This is a genomic window from Alcaligenes sp. DN25 (genome assembly GCF_023674485.1).
Classification (GTDB): domain Bacteria; phylum Pseudomonadota; class Gammaproteobacteria; order Burkholderiales; family Burkholderiaceae_B; genus Alcaligenes; species Alcaligenes phenolicus.
Map to the genome: position 1 here is coordinate 2,703,981 of NZ_CP098408.1, position 17,990 is coordinate 2,721,970.

Annotated in this window: 21 protein-coding genes; 12 read left to right on the plus strand and 9 right to left on the minus strand. The window is 57.2% G+C overall.

What is annotated here, in order from left to right; all coding sequences use genetic code 11:
* Positions 1-2: 2 nt before the first annotated feature.
* The 3 genes from NBV64_RS12610 to NBV64_RS12620 form a co-directional block, all read right to left on the minus strand.
* Positions 3-1,073, minus strand: coding sequence for a tartrate dehydrogenase (locus NBV64_RS12610; protein WP_009456162.1), 1,071 nt, complete (start codon positions 1,071-1,073; stop codon positions 3-5).
* A gap of 128 nt (positions 1,074-1,201) precedes the next feature.
* Positions 1,202-2,140, minus strand: a complete 939-nt coding sequence (locus NBV64_RS12615) for a 2-hydroxyacid dehydrogenase (RefSeq protein ID WP_250755897.1) — start codon at positions 2,138-2,140, stop codon at positions 1,202-1,204.
* Complete coding sequence (locus NBV64_RS12620) at positions 2,140-3,642, minus strand: helicase HerA-like domain-containing protein (protein ID WP_250755898.1); 1,503 nt, start codon at positions 3,640-3,642, stop codon at positions 2,140-2,142. The genes NBV64_RS12615 and NBV64_RS12620 overlap by 1 nt, the downstream gene beginning before the upstream one ends.
* A gap of 139 nt (positions 3,643-3,781) precedes the next feature.
* Between NBV64_RS12620 and NBV64_RS12625 the strand changes: the two genes are divergently transcribed.
* The 10 genes from NBV64_RS12625 (at position 3,782) to NBV64_RS12670 (ending at position 11,128) form a co-directional block, all read left to right on the plus strand.
* Complete coding sequence (locus NBV64_RS12625) at positions 3,782-4,513, plus strand: YebC/PmpR family DNA-binding transcriptional regulator (RefSeq protein ID WP_026483044.1); 732 nt, start codon at positions 3,782-3,784, stop codon at positions 4,511-4,513.
* A gap of 47 nt (positions 4,514-4,560) precedes the next feature.
* Positions 4,561-5,850 (plus strand): phosphoribosylamine--glycine ligase, encoded by a 1,290-nt coding sequence (purD, locus tag NBV64_RS12630; protein WP_022983309.1) that lies wholly within the window; start codon positions 4,561-4,563, stop codon positions 5,848-5,850.
* A 21-nt stretch (positions 5,851-5,871) separates the two neighbouring features.
* The gene (hemF, locus tag NBV64_RS12635) at positions 5,872-6,777 is read left to right on the plus strand and encodes an oxygen-dependent coproporphyrinogen oxidase (protein ID WP_022983308.1); all 906 of its coding nucleotides are present in this window, start codon (positions 5,872-5,874) and stop codon (positions 6,775-6,777) included.
* On the plus strand, positions 6,768-7,385 hold the full coding sequence (gene nadD, locus NBV64_RS12640) for a nicotinate (nicotinamide) nucleotide adenylyltransferase (RefSeq protein ID WP_009456143.1): 618 nt from the start codon (positions 6,768-6,770) through the stop codon (positions 7,383-7,385). The genes hemF and nadD overlap by 10 nt, the downstream gene beginning before the upstream one ends.
* Before the next feature lie 8 nt (positions 7,386-7,393).
* Complete coding sequence (gene rsfS / locus NBV64_RS12645; protein WP_009456142.1) at positions 7,394-7,798, plus strand: ribosome silencing factor; 405 nt, start codon at positions 7,394-7,396, stop codon at positions 7,796-7,798.
* A gap of 73 nt (positions 7,799-7,871) precedes the next feature.
* The gene (rlmH, locus tag NBV64_RS12650) at positions 7,872-8,342 is read left to right on the plus strand and encodes a 23S rRNA (pseudouridine(1915)-N(3))-methyltransferase RlmH (protein ID WP_009456141.1); all 471 of its coding nucleotides are present in this window, start codon (positions 7,872-7,874) and stop codon (positions 8,340-8,342) included.
* 24 nt (positions 8,343-8,366) lie between these two features.
* The gene (locus tag NBV64_RS12655) at positions 8,367-8,978 is read left to right on the plus strand and encodes a Maf family protein (protein WP_026483047.1); all 612 of its coding nucleotides are present in this window, start codon (positions 8,367-8,369) and stop codon (positions 8,976-8,978) included.
* A gap of 150 nt (positions 8,979-9,128) precedes the next feature.
* Positions 9,129-9,902 (plus strand): thiol:disulfide interchange protein DsbG, encoded by a 774-nt coding sequence (gene dsbG / locus NBV64_RS12660; RefSeq protein ID WP_250755899.1) that lies wholly within the window; start codon positions 9,129-9,131, stop codon positions 9,900-9,902.
* Positions 9,903-9,923: 21 nt separating this feature from the next.
* The gene (locus NBV64_RS12665; protein ID WP_009456361.1) at positions 9,924-10,226 is read left to right on the plus strand and encodes a DsrE family protein; all 303 of its coding nucleotides are present in this window, start codon (positions 9,924-9,926) and stop codon (positions 10,224-10,226) included.
* A 131-nt stretch (positions 10,227-10,357) separates the two neighbouring features.
* On the plus strand, positions 10,358-11,128 hold the full coding sequence (locus NBV64_RS12670) for a MipA/OmpV family protein (protein ID WP_009456452.1): 771 nt from the start codon (positions 10,358-10,360) through the stop codon (positions 11,126-11,128).
* Between the two features lie 7 nt (positions 11,129-11,135).
* Here the strand turns inward: NBV64_RS12670 and NBV64_RS12675 are convergent, their stop codons facing one another.
* The 6 genes from NBV64_RS12675 to NBV64_RS12700 form a co-directional block, all read right to left on the minus strand.
* Positions 11,136-11,513 (minus strand): SUI1 family translation initiation factor, encoded by a 378-nt coding sequence (locus tag NBV64_RS12675; protein ID WP_009456454.1) that lies wholly within the window; start codon positions 11,511-11,513, stop codon positions 11,136-11,138.
* Positions 11,514-11,655: 142 nt separating this feature from the next.
* A complete protein-coding gene (locus tag NBV64_RS12680; protein WP_009456455.1) occupies positions 11,656-13,110 on the minus strand; it encodes a YdgA family protein in 1,455 nt (484 codons plus the stop codon).
* A gap of 78 nt (positions 13,111-13,188) precedes the next feature.
* On the minus strand, positions 13,189-14,064 hold the full coding sequence (locus NBV64_RS12685; protein WP_250755900.1) for an NAD(P)-dependent oxidoreductase: 876 nt from the start codon (positions 14,062-14,064) through the stop codon (positions 13,189-13,191).
* Between the two features lie 117 nt (positions 14,065-14,181).
* Positions 14,182-14,829 carry a maleylacetoacetate isomerase gene (maiA, locus tag NBV64_RS12690; RefSeq protein ID WP_009456458.1) on the minus strand — a complete coding sequence of 216 codons (648 nt, stop codon included), beginning with the start codon at positions 14,827-14,829 and terminating at the stop codon, positions 14,182-14,184.
* Positions 14,830-14,862: 33 nt separating this feature from the next.
* Positions 14,863-15,834: a 4-hydroxy-3-methylbut-2-enyl diphosphate reductase gene (gene ispH / locus NBV64_RS12695; protein WP_009456459.1), complete on the minus strand. Its 972-nt coding sequence runs from the start codon at positions 15,832-15,834 to the stop codon at positions 14,863-14,865.
* Positions 15,834-16,310: an FKBP-type peptidyl-prolyl cis-trans isomerase gene (locus NBV64_RS12700; protein WP_230940668.1), complete on the minus strand. Its 477-nt coding sequence runs from the start codon at positions 16,308-16,310 to the stop codon at positions 15,834-15,836. Before NBV64_RS12700 ends, ispH begins: the two co-directional genes overlap by 1 nt.
* A 49-nt stretch (positions 16,311-16,359) precedes the next feature.
* On the opposite strand from NBV64_RS12700, the gene radC reads away from it, so the two are divergent.
* Both radC and NBV64_RS12710 read left to right on the plus strand, forming a co-directional pair.
* Entirely contained in the window at positions 16,360-17,031 is a 672-nt protein-coding gene (radC, locus tag NBV64_RS12705; protein ID WP_022983307.1) for a RadC family protein, read from the plus strand.
* Positions 17,032-17,124: 93 nt separating this feature from the next.
* Positions 17,125-17,967 carry a MurR/RpiR family transcriptional regulator gene (locus NBV64_RS12710; protein WP_009456462.1) on the plus strand — a complete coding sequence of 281 codons (843 nt, stop codon included), beginning with the start codon at positions 17,125-17,127 and terminating at the stop codon, positions 17,965-17,967.
* Positions 17,968-17,990: the final 23 nt, after the last annotated feature.

The following is a 17,990-nucleotide window of genomic DNA, read 5'->3' on the forward strand; positions in this document are numbered from 1 at the left end:
GCTCAGGCCATCGCTTCCAACACTTGGGCGATAGCCTCGCCTACTTGTGTTGTGCTGGCCTGACCACCCAAATCAGGGGTACGTGGGCCATTGGCCAGAACCTGCTCAATGGCTTGCACTACTTCGGCGGCTGCCTGGGGGTAGCCCAGGAAATCCAGCATCAAGGCACCACTCCAGATCTGACCGACCGGGTTGGCAATGCCCTTGCCATAAATATCCGGTGCCGAGCCGTGCACGGGCTCAAACAAGGAGGGGAATACGCGTTCGGGGTTCAGGTTGGCCGAGGGTGCAATGCCGATGGTGCCGGTACATGCCGGGCCCAGATCGGACAAGATATCGCCAAACAGGTTGGAAGCTACAACAACATCAAACCAGTCCGGGTGCTGCACAAAGTGTGCACACAGAATATCGATGTGATACTTGTCCCACTTTACATCCGGGTATTGCTCGCCCATGGCGGCCACGCGGGAATCCCACCAGGGCATGGAAATCGAAATACCGTTGGACTTGGTCGCAGCAGTAACGTGTTTACCGCGTTTTTTAGCCAGTTCAAAAGCGAACTTCAAGACTCGGTCCGTACCCGTGCGGGTAAAGACACTTTCCTGAATCACCACTTCGCGCTGCGTGCCCTCAAACATGATGCCGCCGCTATTGGAGTATTCACCTTCGGTGTTCTCGCGCACGATAAAGAAATCGATATCACCGGGCTCACGACCTGCCAGTGGCGAACGCACACCAGGCATCAAACGCACAGGACGCAAGTTGATGTATTGATCAAATTCACGACGGAACTTGAACAGAGATTCCCACAGCGAAACGTGGTCGGGAACCAGATCAGGCCAGCCCATGGCGCCAAAGAAAATGGCCTCGGTATCCATTAATTGGGCTTTCCAGTCCGAAGGCATCATGGTGCCGTGCTTCTGGTAGTAGTCCGAGCTCCAGTCCAGAACTTTCCAATCAAAATTGATGGCGTGACGGCGAGCGGCCACTTCCAGAATACGCAGCCCTTCAGGCATGACTTCCTTGCCGATCCCATCTCCTGCGATCACGGCAATACGATGAACTTTACTCATTCCTCTTTCCTTGTGGTTTTACATGGCCTCCACGGCCTTATTCTGAAAAGACGCTGCTCTGTTCACAAAACAGCAATTAGCCTACCAGCTTCCACGGTGCCGGCAGGCCAGTCCAAATCGGTTAAGGATTAATAGCCCTGACTGTGATTCACCCGACCAGTCGCAGGCTTGCCTTGCTGCAAAAGCTCGATGCGCGAGCCAATTTGCTCCAATGCCAATTCACGAACGGTGATACCCGAAATATGAGGCGTAACCATCACAGAAGGAATACCCCAATACGGATGATCGGCTGGCAACGGCTCCTGGGTAAAGGCATCCAGCAAAGCGCCTGACAGATGACCGCTCTTCAGAGCATCCAGCACATCGGCATCGACCAAGTGGCCACCGCGAGCGACGTTAATCAAATAGCCACCAGGCTGCAAATTCGACAATACGTCGCGGTTGATCAAACCTTCTGTTTGCGGAGTCAGTGGCAAGGCGTTGACCAGGATACGGCTGGCAGAGACGCACTCTTTCAGGCCCTTTTCACCGGCATAGCAAGGGAAGTCCGCTTCGTGCAGACGACGCGACCAGCCATGTACGGGATAGCCCAGACTGGCGATGACCTTGGCAATCTTGCTGCCAATCGCGCCCAGCCCCAGCACAGCGACTGGCCACTGGCGGCGGTCGATCGGGCGGTAGGCTTTCCACTTTCCCTCACGCGCCTGTTCCTCGTAGGGCTGAAAACGGCCTACCGCACGCAGCACGCCATACAAGGCATATTCGGCCATTTGCTCGGCCATGCCCGCATCTTCCAAGCGGTACAAAGGCATCTCGGCCGGGATGGTCCCTGCGACGGCATCCACGCCCGCCCCCAGATTGAAGGTGGCGCGCAAATGGGGTTCCTGCTTGAACAAGGCCGCATCCGGCTGCCAGACGATGGCGTAAGTCGCCCCGGTGCTGGGCTGACCTGCTACAAACTCATCAACTTTCCAATCAGGATAGACTTTGCGGAATTCATCCGCCCAACGTGCTGTTTCTGATGGCCTTGTGGTGGCAACAATTAAATGAGGCAGTTGCGTGGGCATTAACGTTTCCCTCCAAATAAAGAACCCAATACCCCACGCAGCACTTTGGTGGCAGCCCGTTTGGTCTCGGTTTTGATCATGCTTTGCACCAGGCCGTCCTTCTTGCCACCACGCGGCCCGGTTGATCCAAACAGAAAGTCATTGACGACACCCATCAGGCCTTCGTCCTTGCCTGCCGCCGCTCCCGGCTGCGTGGCACCCGCGGCACCATTGGCAGCCGCATCAGCCGCTTTTTTGGCCAGCACCTCGTAGGCGGATTCGCGGTCAATTGCCTGGTCGTACTTCAAGCCAAACAAGGACGCTTGTCGTACCGTTTGCCGCTCCGCATCGGTAGCGGGGCCAATTCGGCTACCCGGAGCCACCAGCCAGGCACGCTCGGTAGGCGTGGGAATCCCCTTGGCATCCAGCATGGACACCAGGGCCTCGCCAACGCCCAACTCGGTAATGGCCGCTTCAATATCCAGACCAGGATTGGGGCGCATGGTTTGCGCTGCTGTCTTGACGGCTTTCTGATCACGCGGTGTAAAGGCGCGCAAGGCGTGCTGTACTCGATTACCCAGCTGACCCAGAACGGTATCGGGAATATCCAGCGGGTTTTGTGTCACGAAATAAATACCCACACCTTTGGAGCGGATCAGACGCACAACCTGCTCGACTTTTTCCAGCAAGGCCTTTGGTGCACCTGTAAACAATAAGTGGGCTTCGTCAAAGAAGAAAACCAGACGCGGTTTGTCCAGATCGCCCACTTCCGGCAGGCGCTCGTACAGATCGGCCAGCATCCACAGCAGGAAGACCGCATACAAGCGGGGGGACTGCATCAGCTTGTCGGCTGCCAGCACATTGATCATGCCGCGCCCGGCCGAGTCGGTACGAATCCAGTCCATCACATCCAGCGCTGGCTCACCAAAGAAGCGATCCGCCCCCTGCGTTTCCAGGCGCAGCAAGGCGCGTTGGATTGCCCCCACACTGGCTGCCGCAATATTGCCATACTGATTGCGCAGCTCGGCAGCACGGTCCGATACGTCTTGCAGCACGGCGCGCAAATCTTTCAGGTCCAGAATCAACTGGCCCTCGTCGTCTGCCAGACGAAAGACGATATTGAGAATCCCTTCCTGGGTATCGTTCAACTCCAGAATCTGGGACAGCAGCAAAGGCCCCATGTCGGAAATCGTGGCCCGGACCGGATGGCCCTGCTCGCCAAAAATATCCCAGAAGGTGACCGGGTTCGCCCCCCAGGCTGGCTCGGGCAGGCTCAGCTTTTGCAGGCGCTCCTGCAATTTCGGATTAGGCTGGGCGGCTTGAGAAATTCCACTCAAATCGCCTTTGGCGTCGGCCAGAAAAACCGGCGTTCCCAGGCGGGAAAAGGCTTCGGCCAAAACCTGCAAGGTGACGGTCTTCCCCGTCCCGGTAGCCCCCGTAATACAACCATGCCGATTGGCCAGCGCAGGCAACAGGTAAATGGGAGTATCGCTATTCTGAGCAAGCAAAATTGGATCAGCCATGATTGTTTGTTCTCTTCCGGATAGAATGCCAAGTGCCTAGATTCTAGCGACTTTCGCCCAAGCTCGGGCCTTGTCGCGCAGACAGGTTAAAATAGATCTGTTTTTCTTTGAACGTAGTCTACTGAATTGGTAATACTTTATGGCCGGACATAGTAAATGGGCGAATATTCAGCACCGTAAAGGTCGTCAAGACGCAAAACGGGGCAAGCTTTGGACCAAGATCATTCGTGAGGTCACCGTGGCCGCACGTGCCGGCGGCCCTGACCCCGAGTCCAACCCACGTTTGCGCATGGCCTGGGACAAGGCAACCGCTGCCAATATGCCCAAAGACAACATTCTGCGCGCCATCCAGCGCGGCGCAGGCGGCGCGGATGATGCCAACTACGAAGAAATTCGCTACGAGGGCTACGGTATTAACGGCGCGGCCGTGATTGTGGACTGCATGACCGACAACCGTCAGCGTACGGTCTCGGATGTGCGTCACGCCTTTACAAAAAATGGCGGCAATCTGGGTCTGGACGGCTCGGTCGTGTTTCAATTCCGCCACTGCGGTCAGTTTCTGTTCGCTCCGGGCACTTCGGAAGACACGATTATGGAAATCGGCCTGGAAGCTGGTGCCGACGATATCGTGACCGACGAAGAAGGCCTGATCGAAGTGCTGTGCGCTCCTACGGACTACCCGGCTGTGCAAGCCGCGTTCCAGGCCGCTGGCCTGACGCCTGAAGTGGAAGGCGTGGTCATGAAAGCCCTGAACGAAACGGAACTGAGCGGCGACGATGCCGTCAAGATGCAAAAACTTCTGGACGCACTGGAAGGCCTGGACGATGTCCAAGAGGTCTACACCACCGCCGTCATGGACGAAGCCGAATAAGCTATTTCTGAAAACTCCTCTTTGCGGGCCCTGCCCGACTCATCACTATGAAGCTACTTGTTGTCGGCAGCGGCGGCCGTGAACACGCCTTGGCATGGCGCCTGGCCCAATCTGCACGCGTGCAGACTGTCTACGTTGCCCCGGGCAATGGCGGTACCGCGCGTGCCGAACGTATTGAAAACCTGGCCATCACCGATATCCAGGAACTGATTGCCTTTGTGAAGCAAGAAAAAATTGCCTTCACTGTCGTCGGCCCGGAAGCACCGCTGGCCGCAGGCATTGTGGACGCCTTCCGTGCGGCCGGTCTGAAAATCTTTGGTCCCACCCAGGCTGCCGCGCAGCTGGAAAGCTCCAAGGACTATGCCAAAGCCTTCATGGTGCGCCACAACATCCCGACGGCGGCCTACGCGACCTTTACCGATCCGGACGCCGCCAAGGATTACATCCGTCAGCAAGGCGCTCCCATTGTGGTCAAGGCCGATGGCCTGGCCGCTGGCAAGGGCGTGATTGTGGCCACCACGCTGGAAGAAGCATTGGGCGCCATTGACGACATTCTGGGTGATGGTCGCTTTGGTGCCGCCGGTGCCCGCGTGGTCGTGGAAGAATGCCTGACCGGCGAAGAAGCCAGTTTCATCGTGATGTGCGACGGCAAGAATGTGCTGCCCATGGCTACCAGCCAGGACCACAAACGCCTGAAAGACGGCGACCAGGGCCCGAACACAGGCGGCATGGGTGCTTACTCCCCCGCCCCTATCGTCAGCCCCACGCTGCATAACCGAATCATGCGCGAAGTCATTCACCCCACCATGCAAGGCATGGCCAAGGAAGGCTTGCCCTACTCCGGCTTTCTGTACGCGGGCGTGATGATTGACGATGGCCCGGATGCCACCCGCCCCATCAAGGTGCTGGAATTCAACTGCCGCATGGGCGACCCTGAAACCCAGCCCATCATGATGCGCATCAAGAGCGATCTGACCGAAACCTTCGAACTGGCTCTGGCTGGCAAGCTGGACGAGGCCACCATCGAATGGGATCGTCGTACCGCGATTGGCGTGGTACTGGCCGCGGCCAATTACCCCGAAGAGCCTCGTACTGGTGATGCCATCACGCAATTTGCGAAAGACACCGACGAGTGCATCACCTTCCATGCAGGCACGCAGATGAAAGACGGCACCGTGGTCACCACGGGTGGTCGTGTATTGTGTGTCACCGCCATGGCCGACTCCATCCGTCGCGCTCAGGAAGCCGCCTACGAGGCCATTTCCCAAACGCATTTCGACGGCAAGCAATTTCGCACCGATATCGGCTGGCGCGCTCTGCCCAGCAGTGAATCCTGATTGTCGCAGCAAGGTCTTTTCATGTCTTTACCCATTGATACCGTCCAGGCTTATTTCCGTCAGTTGCAAAGCCACATCGTGGACACTCTGGAGCAGCTGGATGGCACGCCTTTCGAGTCGGACCAGTGGGATCGTCCAGAAGGCGGTGGCGGTCTGTCCCGCCTGCTGGAGAACGGCCCTGTTTTTGAACGGGCTGCCGTTCTGTTCAGCCATGTCAAAGGCCACACCCTGCCTCCATCGGCCAGCGCCCACCGCCCTGAACTGGCCGGACGCCCTTGGGAGGCCATGGGTGTTTCACTGGTGATTCACCCGCGCAATCCCTTTGTACCCACCACGCACATGAATGTGCGCATGTTTGTGGCCCAGGCCCAGACAGCGGATCAAGAGGATGTGTTCTGGTTTGGTGGCGGTCTGGACTTGACGCCCTACTACCTGCACGAAGACGATGCCCGCCATTTCCACCAGGTGTGCCACGATGCTCTGGCGCCGCACGGTGCGGATTACTACCCGCGCTACAAGCGCTGGTGCGACGAATATTTTTATCTGAAGCACCGCAACGAGACCCGTGGCATTGGCGGCATTTTCTACGACGACCTGAACGAGCCCGGCTTTGAAGCCAGCTTTGCCCTGACCCGCTCCGTGGGCAATTCCTTTACCGATGCCTATGCACCTATCGTGCGTGCCCGCATGGATCAGGAATACACCCAGGCGCATCGAGACTTCCAGGCCATTCGTCGCGGCCGCTATGTCGAATTCAATCTGGTCTTTGACCGTGGCACCCTGTTTGGCCTGCAATCGGGTGGCCGTACGGAATCCATCCTGTTGTCCATGCCACCCCAGGCGAGCTGGCGCTACAACTGGTCGCCCGAACCCGGCACACCAGAAGCGGCCCTGGCGCAATACTTGGTGCCTCGCGAATGGATTTAAAGCGTGTCGGGCTCCTGGGTGGCAGTTTCGACCCCATCCATAAAGCTCATGTGGCGCTGGCGCTTGCCGCGTTCGACCAGCTGCAGCTGGACCAGGTTCAGTTGCTGCCCGCTGCCCAGCCCTGGCAACGCGACGCCTTGGGTGCCAGCACCCAGGATCGTTTGGTCATGGCCGAGCTGGCCGCCCAAAGCCATCCGGGCTTGCAGGTCAACCCCGTAGAGATCGAGCGCGGTGGCCCAACCTACACCATCGACACGGTGCGCAGCTTGCCCGCCGGGTCGCGCTACTACTGGATTTTAGGCAGCGACCAGCTGCATAATTTTTGCAGCTGGAACGACTGGCAAGAAATTCTTGAATACGTCGAACTGGCTGTTGCCCAGCGCCCCGGCAGTCCTTTGGAGACGCCCGTCGCCTTGCAGCAGGAACTGAGTCGACTTCAGCGCCGTTTGCATCAGATTGACTTTCTGCCCATGGACATCTCGGCCACCCAGATTCGGGAGCGAGTGCAGCGCGGTGACAACATCACCGCCCTGGTACCGGAAGAAGTCGCTCAATACATTGACAAAAAACGGCTCTATCTTTCCCACCCACAGGCGCGCCCTGTATAGTTCTTTTTATGAATATAGAAACACTTCAACGACTCGTCATCGATGCCCTCGAGGACGTCAAAGCTCAAGACATCAAGGTCTTTAGCACTACCCACATGACCGGCCTGTTCGATCGTGTGGTCATTGCCAGTGGTACTTCCAACCGGCAAACCCGCGCTCTGGCCCAGAGCGTGTTTGACAAGGCACGCCAAAACAAGGTCGAAGTCCTGGCCCATGAAGGCGAGGACACCGGCGAATGGGTGTTGCTGGATTTGGGTGACATCGTGGTGCATTGCATGCAGCCGGCCATCCGCCAGTACTACAACCTGGAAGAACTTTGGGGCGAACGCCCTGTCGAAGTGGAACTGCTGCCGCAATCGCGCCAGGTTCCACCGGCTGGCTTTTTCGCCAGCGCCGACGAAGACGAAGACTAAGCCCTTCCACTGTCCTGTCGGCAATACCCGGGCCGCAGCTTACGATGCGGCCTTTTTTCTTTTACGACATTCCATGAAACTCATTGTCATCGCGGTAGGTCAGCGCATGCCCGACTGGGTGGAACAAGGCTGGCAGGAATATGCTCGCCGCATGCCCCAGGACTGCGCCATAGAACTGCGCGAAATCAAGGCCGAACCCCGTACCAGCGGCAAGACGCCTGCCCAGATGATGCAGGCCGAGGCCAAACGCATTGAAGCGGCCATTCCCGCCCAGGCGATGCGCATCGCCCTGGACGAACGCGGCAAGGATCTGACCACCGTCAAGCTGGCTCAGGAGCTGGAGCGCTGGCGCAGCAGCGGTCAGGATATTGCCATTCTGGTCGGTGGCCCGGACGGACTGGATGCGGCACTCAAGCAAAGCTGCCACGGCATGTTGCGTCTGTCCTCCCTGACCCTGCCTCACCCCTTGGTACGTATCTTTCTGGCCGAGCAACTGTATCGCGCCTGGTCCGTCATGACCGGGCACCCTTACCACCGCGCCTGAACCTTCTTTTAGTCCTGGTTTCTTATGCCTTTTCAGCCCATTTATCTGGCCTCAGCCAGTCCACGTCGCCACGATCTGCTCAACAGCATCCAGATCACTCATGAAGTCCTGCATGTGCCCAGCCCTCCGGGCGAGGATGAACCGCGTCTGGAACAGGAAGCGGTGCTGGATTATGTCCGTCGCACGGCTCGCGACAAGCTGCTGCGCGCCCTGGAATGGCGGGCACAGGACAGCAGTCTGGATCAGGAGCGCGCTATTTTGAGTGCCGACACCACGGTCTGCATGGACGAGACCATATTTGGCAAACCTGCTGATCTGGCCGATGCCGCACGTATCTTGCGCGAGCTCTCGGGCCGCCGTCACAAAGTGATGACCGCCTTATCCCTGGGCGTAGGTGGTGTGGAGTTTGAAAGTATCAGCATCAGCGAAGTCAGCTTCAAAACTCTGAACGAACAAGAAATTGCGGAATACTGCGCCAGCGGCGAGCCTATGGGTAAAGCGGGAGCCTATGGCATTCAAGGCCTGGGCGGTGCCTTTATCAGCCACTTGAGTGGCAGCTATACCGGCGTAATGGGCTTGCCTGTTCACGAAACCTACCGCTTGCTGGAACTGGCCAATCTGAAGATCCGCGCTTAAAGACCGGCTAATGCAGAGAAACAACCTGATCAGAACAGGAATGGGGAACTATCCAGGCAAGGCCTAGTCCCATTCTTTTATTCAATTTTGATCTTAGTATATATTTTCTGGATATATACATTCACCGACTGTTTTGCAGGATTAACCACCATGCCGCTTTCCTCTTTTTCGATCCGTCTTGCCTTGGCCGGTTTACTGTGCGCCAGCACCGTCGTCCAAGCCGCCGACCGCCCCGCTGCCCTGAAGGCCCTGGAAGAGCAAGGGCTATCCATTGTGGGCGAATTTGATGCTCCCGGTGGCCTGAAAGCCTGGGGTGCGTATAGCGGGAATCGCGCATTGGCCATCTATAACCTGCCCGACGGGCAGCACATGATGGTGGGCACCATGATCGATGCCAAGGGTGAAGAGGTACGCCCGGCCGGTCTGGACGAACTGGTGCAACCCGCCATTGCCAAGGACATGCTGGGCAAACTGGAAAAATCCCGCTGGATCAAGGATGGCGACGACAAGGCCCCACGCGTGGTCTACGTGTTTACCGACCCGAATTGCCCTTACTGCATGCAGTTCTGGAAAATGGCTCGCCCCTGGGTTGAGTCCGGCAAAGTACAGCTGCGCCACGTCATGGTGGGCATTCTGGCCCCCAGCAGCAGCCTGAAATCGGCTGCCATCCTGGCTGCCAAGGATCCCACAAAGGCCTTGAACGAGCACTCTTTGGCCATGCTGAAAGATCGCAGCGCCGGAGTGAAAGGCCTGGACAGTGTACCCAGTGATATTGAGGCCGATCTGACCCGCAATGAAGATCTGATGATGGGCTGGGATTTGCGTGCCACCCCCGCCATGGTCTGGCAGGATGAGCAAGGTCGCATTCAAATGCAGACCGGCGCTTCACCCGACATTACCGAACGCGTTTTTGGCCCACGCTAATTTCAAGCAGGACGTTTATTCATGAGCACTCGTGTTCTCTTGCATGCCCCCACCGTTCATGCCCTGGAGCGCGCCCGCAGCAATGCGCGCAACTTGCTCAAGGACATACCGGATGCCCAGATTCGCATCATCGCCAATGCGCAGGCCGTTAAAGCTTGCGTAGAAGGCGCGGAACACGATTGCGACGCCTACACCTACCTGTGCCCCAACACGCTGCGCAATCAGTCCCTCAGTGCGCCAGAACGCTTCCAAACCTTGGAGCAAGGTGCCATCACTGCCCTGGTGAAACTGCAGGCGGAAAACTGGATTTACATTCGAGCCTGATGGGGTGTAGGGCCAGAACAACAGACCATACTGGCCGGTCATGATTCTGCCTGCCCCCACCCAAACCTTGATACGATAGCTAAGCTCGCGACAAGCGGGCCTGTTTTTACCCGTATCACAAGGAATCTGTCATGCCCACCCTCGTCCGTTCTGCTCTGCGTCCCTGCCTTTTACTGGCTTTATGTGCTTTAGGAACCAGCCAGGCACTTGCACAGCAAACTACCGTGGGTGTCGGTGTTGGTTTTGCCCCCAAGTACGAAGGGGCTGACAGCTACGACGGCCGTTTCTACCCTCTGCTCTCGCACCGTAACGGCCATTTTTTCCTGGCCCCCAAAGCAGGCATGCCTGCCATCGGTCTGCAAACCAATCTGACAGACAACTGGACTATCGGTACTTACGCCGCTCTGGCCCGTGCCCGTAAATCCGGTGATGCCGACCGCCTGTACGGAACTGATGATATTGATCGTCACGGCAATCTGGGTGTATTTACTGCTTACCAACTGGGCAATGCCAAGATTGAAGGCAGCTACTACCAGGCACTGAAAAGCGGTTATGGCGCCACGGCCGTTCTGGATTTGAGCTACCGCCTCTGGAACGATCAGGACAGCAGCTTCTCGCTGGGTGCCGAATTGAAATGGTCCAACGAAAAAGCCATGCGCACCTACTTTGGCGTGAAGTCGCATGAAGCCGCTGGCAGCAATGGACAACTGCGCACCTACCGCCCTGACGCGGGTTTGCGCTCTTATGCCTTGTACGGCCAGTACACCCACAAGATCAGCGAAAGCTGGTCCCTGCAAGGTCTGCTGGGCGTGAACACCTTGGGTGAAGAAGCCAAAGACAGCCCGCTGGTCGAGAAGAAAAGCAGCGTCTTTGGTGGCGTAGGCTTGGGCTACAGCTTCTAAATTCCTGTCAGGGTCTGCCGACCCGCTTGACCGTCAAGCCGTTGTGTTCCAGGCGTGCCTGCACAACGGCTCGATGATCGCCCTGAATCTCCAGCGTTCCCTCTTTCAGCGTCCCGCCCGCTCCACAGGCGTTCTTCAGTTCCTTGACCAGCGCCTTGAGCTGCTCCTCGGGCATCACCAGGCCCGTTACCACGGTCACTCCCTTCCCTTTTCGCCCCTTGGTTTCCAGACTCAAGCGCACCGGCCCCTGAGCCTGAGACAGGCTTTGCTCGCGCCGATTCTCCTCGCAACGACATTGCTTTTGTGGCTGCCCGCAATCAGGACACATACGCCCTTGTTCCGTGCTGTACACCAGCCGAGACAGCTGATCCGATAAGCTGGCCATAAAATCTGGCTCCCTTCGCTGATTAAATAAAAAAGGCCCCCACGCTGCGCCTTCGGCTTGCGCTCCACCCTGGGACGGCCCGACAGTAAAAAAAAGCCCACCGAATTTCGGTGGGCTTTACGCTGGACCAGGCCCAGACGAATTACATCATGCCCATCAGGACCAGACCAAGCAATTGCTCGGAAGTGAAACGCTGACCGTTGATGTCGAACACGCGATCCTTGCCCTCGTACTTGATGGTCGTGGAAATGCCGTTCTCGTCATTCTTGACCATATTGGATTCGGCGTAGGGAGCGACAGCCGCATCCAGAATCATGTCCAGCATGGCAGCATTGCCTTCTTCAGGCGACAGGCCTTCAGCCTTGTCCATCTCGGCAGCCAGGCCACGCAGCATGGGCTTGGAAATCAAAACATCCAGCTGAGCAGCAGGAATGGCTTCGATCCACATTTCAGGGCTGGTTTGCAGCTCTTGCAAGGTCGCATTGGGCTTTTGGAAGTCCATGCGCAGCGTGGCTTTGGACTCGCCAGCGGCGGTGTACCAACGCAGAGGCTCAACACGCAGCACAGGCTTGTGCTCCAGCGCCTGCAGCACCAGTTCCATCATCTTCTGAGCCGTTGGGCCATCTACCGAATCCATATCGTTTTGCAGATTGGAATCGGAAATCAGCTTGGACAGAGCGGAGATTGCAGGTGCGTAAACGCGGTCAAAGTTCATCGACAGCTCAACCGAACCCAGCTTGACCTTGTCTTCAAACACCAGATCAGTCAGCGCGTAAACAACCTTGGTATCACTGACGGAGTCTTTGGTGACCGCATCGGAATTGATGGCGATCTGCTTGAAGGTAATGCCATCGGTCTCGGCAGATTGCATCTTGACGTCATCAACGCTCAGCTTGCCGACCTGGGTGCCGCTGACATTGATGTCACCGTCTTGCTTGAAGTCCACCACGAAGTTGGAGGCCTCAAGCTTCAAGGGATCTGCGCTGATGTCGTCAACAAACAGCTTGGGGAAGCTGCCGGTCACAACAATATCTTTGCTCTTGCCACCGGCTTTGGTGCGCAATTGACCGCCGCTGAAGTCCACTTTGACTTCGTCGCCTTGGTGCTTGATGGCTTCAAAATGCACATTGGAGTCCACGGCACCGTCAAAACCGACCAGGCTGTCCGCCCACAAAGGGGTCTTGTCGCCCGTCAGCTTGTACCAGCCTTCGGTGTCTTTGGTCTTGACCAGAGTGCTGTGCGACAAGGCGGCAACAGGGGTGAAGTTACCCAGAGCCATTGCCGACATAGGCAGCGGGCCATGGCTGATCTTGTCATCAAAAGTCAGCTCCAGAGGCTTCTCTTCAGCGTCGGAAGGCTTGATGGTGATGGTGTAACGAGCAGTAGAGGAAAATACGCCACGTTGGTAGTCCACCACGTTCATGACGACCGACTCGCTCATGCCCATTTGCTGCATCTGCTCGGCAGCCAGGGTGTTGAACTGGGCCACTTTCTCACCCACCAGCGCTTCAGTTTTCTTACCGGTGTACCAGGTCGAACCGCCGTATGCGGCCGCTAACACGACAACCAGTGTGACCAGCCCTGTACTTTTCTTCATGACTTCCCTTTTGTAGACCTACAGTCCCAACTTCAAATAGCCGACATAATACCGAAACTAAGTTTGACTGATGGTAGTTTATTCCCCGTAATTGTAACTATTCACATGCGTAATGCGAGCGACATCGTCTGCGCCCAAGCCCAAACGATGGGCCGCACGATAGGTTTGCTGGGCCGCATGAGCCACCGGCATGCTGGTGTGACTGACACTGGCCAGCTCCGCCACGGTATTCAAATCCTTCAACATGGTATCGACCGACGCTTTTACTTGATTGTCGGGCGTAGTCATGCGCGGCACGAACAATTGCAGCAAAACCGAATCGGCCCAACCGCCCCCCAGGGCCTCACTGATTTTGGAGGCGTCCACGCCATTGTCATTGGCCAGGCTCAAGGCCTCGGCGATAGCGGTCAAGGTGGTGGCCACAATGGTCTGATTGCATAACTTTGTTACTTGGCCGGCCCCTACCGCCCCCATCAAGGTGACGCGCTGCGAATACGCGGCCAGCACCGGACGAACACGATCCAGCTGCGCCGCCTGCCCGCCCACCATGATGGCCAGCGTGCCTTGTTCTGCTCCGCCCACACCACCGGATACCGGAGCATCCAGCCAATGAGCCCTGCAACGTTGCTGCAATTGGGCAGCCATCTCGCGTGTGGCCTGTGGAGGAATCGAGGAATGGTCTACCACAATCCGCAAGGCTCCCTGCACCGACGCCAGGCCCTGCTCGCCCAGGACCGTGTTGTGCACCGCCTGTGCATCGAAGACACACAGGAAAACGGCTTCGCACTGCTCGGCCATTTGCGCCGGGGTATCGCACCAGTGGGCACCGGCTTCGATCAGGGCTTGCCCCTTGTCTTTGGAACGATTCCAGATACGAACCTGATGACCGGCCTTCAACAAGCGGTGCACCATAGGCTGACCCATACGGCCCAAACCACAAAAACCAATATTCATGTCTCGTCCTTTACGCCCCCAACATCATCCAGCCAATTGAAGCGGGGCAAGAAAAACCCGCCTGTCAGGCGGGTGAAGTCTGGTCGGCCCAACAAGGGACCGCCCTTATGCTGATACTCAAGCCGCGTCGGGCTGGCGGTCGGGGGCCGCTTCCTGAAAGGCGGACAGCTCCAGACATTTTTCCTCCACAGCCAAGAGGCGTGGAAATGTGCTGAGATCAATGTCAAAACGACGGGCATTGAACATTTGAGGAATCAGGCAGATTTCGGCAAGACCAGGAGTATCACCAAAAATAAAGTCATGATCCTTTTTGCCATGGCGCTGCACCAAGGCTTCCAGGCCTTCCAACCCTACGCTGACCCAATGGCGATACCATTGATTGCGAGCATCCTCCTGGGCGTGCAGTTCGTTTTTCAAATACTGCAACACGCGCAGATTATTCAGCGGATGAATATCACAAGCCACGGTTTGGGCCATGGAACGTGCCCAAGCCCGCTCTGCCGACGCTTTGGGCAACAAAGGCAGTTCAGGATAGCGTTCGTCCAGATATTCCAGGATGGCCAGGGATTGCGTGATGATCAGACCATCATCATCCAAAGCAGGCAGCAGTTGCACGGGATTGACCTGCACATAATCGGGCTGATGCTGCTGACCACCATCCTTGAGCAGGTGTACAGGCTTGATCTGGTAGTCCAGCCCCTTGAGGTTCAGACCAATCCGCACCCGGTAAGCGGCGGAACTGCGAAAGTAGCTATACAGAATCATCTTGTCTCCTGTCCACCCTGCAAAAATCGTTTTTTATTTGTTCAGGCTTTCAATCTTGCGCGACAGTTCTCGGGGCAGCGGGAAGGCAATGTTTTCTTCCACACCATCCAAGGCCCGCACTTTGCCTACGCCCAGTTCCTGCAAGCGCTGAATCACCTGATTCACCAGAACTTCCGGAGCAGAAGCGCCGGCCGTCACACCCACGCGCTTTTTACCGACCAGCCAGGCCGGATCAATCATTTCCGGTTTATCCAGCAGATAGGCTTCAGCCCCCTTGCGTTCGGCGACTTCGCGCAAACGATTGGAGTTGGAGCTATTGGTACTGCCCACCACCAGGACCAGATCACACTGTGGAGCCATGATCTTGACCGCATCCTGACGGTTCTGTGTGGCATAACAGATATCGCTTTTCTTGGGTTCCACAATATTGGGGAAGCGTTCACGCAAGGCCTGGGCCACAACTGCCGCATCGTCCACGGACAAGGTGGTTTGCGTCACAAAGGCCAGCTTGTCGGGATCGGCCACTTTCAGGTTAGCGACGTCCTCGGGCGTTTCCACCAGGTACATGCCGCCGTCAGCCTGCCCCAGCGTACCCTCGACTTCAGGATGTCCGACGTGACCAATCATGATGATCTCCCGGCCTTCGGCGCGCATGCGAGAGACCTCGATATGCACTTTGGTCACCAGCGGGCACGTGGCGTCAAAGACTTTCAGACCACGCTTTTCGGCATCGTCACGCACCTGACGCGATACGCCGTGAGCCGAAAAAATAACGATTGCACCCGAGGGAGCCTCGTCCAGCTCTTTAATAAAGATCGCCCCTTTATTGCGCAGGTCTTCCACCACGTAACGGTTATGGACGATTTCATGGCGCACGTAAATGGGTGCGCCGTGCAATTCCAAAGCGCGTTCGACAATATCAATCGCGCGGTCGACCCCAGCACAGAATCCACGGGGCTGGGCCAGAACAACCTCAGCGTTCTGAACGGGAGTAGCTTGACTCATTACAGAATCCCCAAAATATGAACATCCAGGCGCAAAGCCACACCGGCCAAAGGATGATTGAAATCGAACAAGGCAGTCTTGTCGTCGATTTCCTTGAGCACGCCCGAATAGCGACTGCCATTAGGGGCGGCAAACTCCACCATATCACCGGGCACGAATTCCGCGCCTTCGGCGGCGTTGCTGGCCAGCATTTCGCGAGTGATGCGCTGCAAGAGGTCCGGATTACGGGCGCCGTATGCATCCTCGGGAGTAATGTCGAGCTGAAAGCGCTCGTCTTCACGGTGACCCAGCAGTTTCTCTTCCATACCGGGGGCCCACTGACCATTGCCCAGTTGCAAGGTCGCCGGGCGGCCGGTAAAGGTATCCGCAAATACAGAGCCTGCCGCCGGGCCACTGGCCAGCTCTATACGATAGTGCAAAGTCAGGTAGGAATCCTGACGGACAATTCCAAGCTCGGAACTAGCAGAGTTACTCACGATCGCTCACTATAGAAAATCATTCAATTACCGCATTTTAGCGTTTCTTATGGCCACATCCACTTTACGCCGCCAAGGGCCCCGTGAGCGCATGTTGGCGCACGGCCCTGCCTGTCTGAGCACCCCGGAACTGCTGGGCATTGTCCTGCGCACCGGTACACGCGGGCGCAATGCTGTCGAGCTGGGCCAGATGTTGCTGGACCATTTTAACGGACTCAAAGGATTATTATCGGCTGATGCATCTGCCCTGCGCCAACTGGACGGCATCGGGCCGGCCAAATGTGCGGAACTGTTGGTTATCCGGGAACTGCAACGCCGCTGCGCCCTGGAATCACTCACGGACTTGCCGGTGCTGAACCAGGCGGACAAGGTGCGCGAATATTGTCTGGCCCATATTGGACATTTACCCGTGGAGCATTGCCTGGCCCTGTTTCTGGACAATCAGCTGCGACTGATCTGCGCCGAGGAGATCAGCCGGGGCACAGTCAACCAGGCTTCAGTCTACCCACGGGAGATTTTGCGCGCCGCCCTGCGTCACCACAGCTGCGCCATTATTCTGGCGCACAATCACCCTTCCGGTGCCGCCTATCCCAGCGCCTCCGATATCCGGCTGACCCGGCACATTCGCCAGGCACTGGCTTTGGTTGATATACGCTTGCTGGACCACATTATTGTCACGCCCAGCCAGACTGTCTCCATGGCCGAGCGCGGAGATCTATAGACGATTCAGGGCGATGAATGCCACCTTATTTTTGATACAGTTCCATGAGCTTCCCCGTAAAATCCAGAACACACTACAAGAGTACGGAGCGCCATGTCTGATCCCGCCGTCAAGTCCTTTGTTGGACGCGTACGTGACATTCTTCACGATCTATCCCCATCAGAGCGACGTCTGGCGGAATTTGCCCTGGACTTTCCGGGCGACCTGGCCGGCTACACCGCCTCGGAGCTGGCCTCCCTGGCCAATGTGTCCAATGCGACGGTCACCCGCTTTATTCGACGCCTGGGTTACAGCAATTACGAGGCCGCCCGCAAACAAGTGCGCTCCGAAAAGAAAGCAGGTTCACCCCTGTTGCTGGCAGCCACTGAAACGGAAGCCGAGCGCTCGCTGGCCACACACTTGCAGCAAAGTCAGAACAACCTGGCCGCTACCTATAGACGCATCCCCGACTCGTTGCTGAAAGAAATCGCCCAGGCCATTCTGGGTGCGCGCAAAGTATGGGTTCTCGGGTTTCGATCCAGCCATGCCCTGGCCAATTACTTTCGCTGGCAGTTGCTGCAAATCGTCCCTGAGGCTCAACTGATTCCCGGCCCTGGCGAGACCATGGGGGAACATCTGGCAGGCATACACGCTGACGATGTCGTAGTGATTTTTGCCCTGCGTCGCCGGGTGCGCAATATGGATCAACTGATTGGGCAGATGGCGCAGCTGAACCCGAATGTGTTGCACATCACTGACCAGCTCAGCCCGGAGAAAAGTGCTTGTCGCTGGACTCTGCGCTGTGATGTCCAATCGCCTGGTGTGCTGGATAACCACGTGGCGGTGATCGGGCTGTGCCATCTGATCCTGAGCCAGGTGATGGATCAGGCCGGTCCTGCCGGGCGTCGTCATCTAGGCTTGGTGGAGGCTTTCCACGACAGCTTTCTGGAGCTGTAGACCGCTACTCTCGTATTACGGGC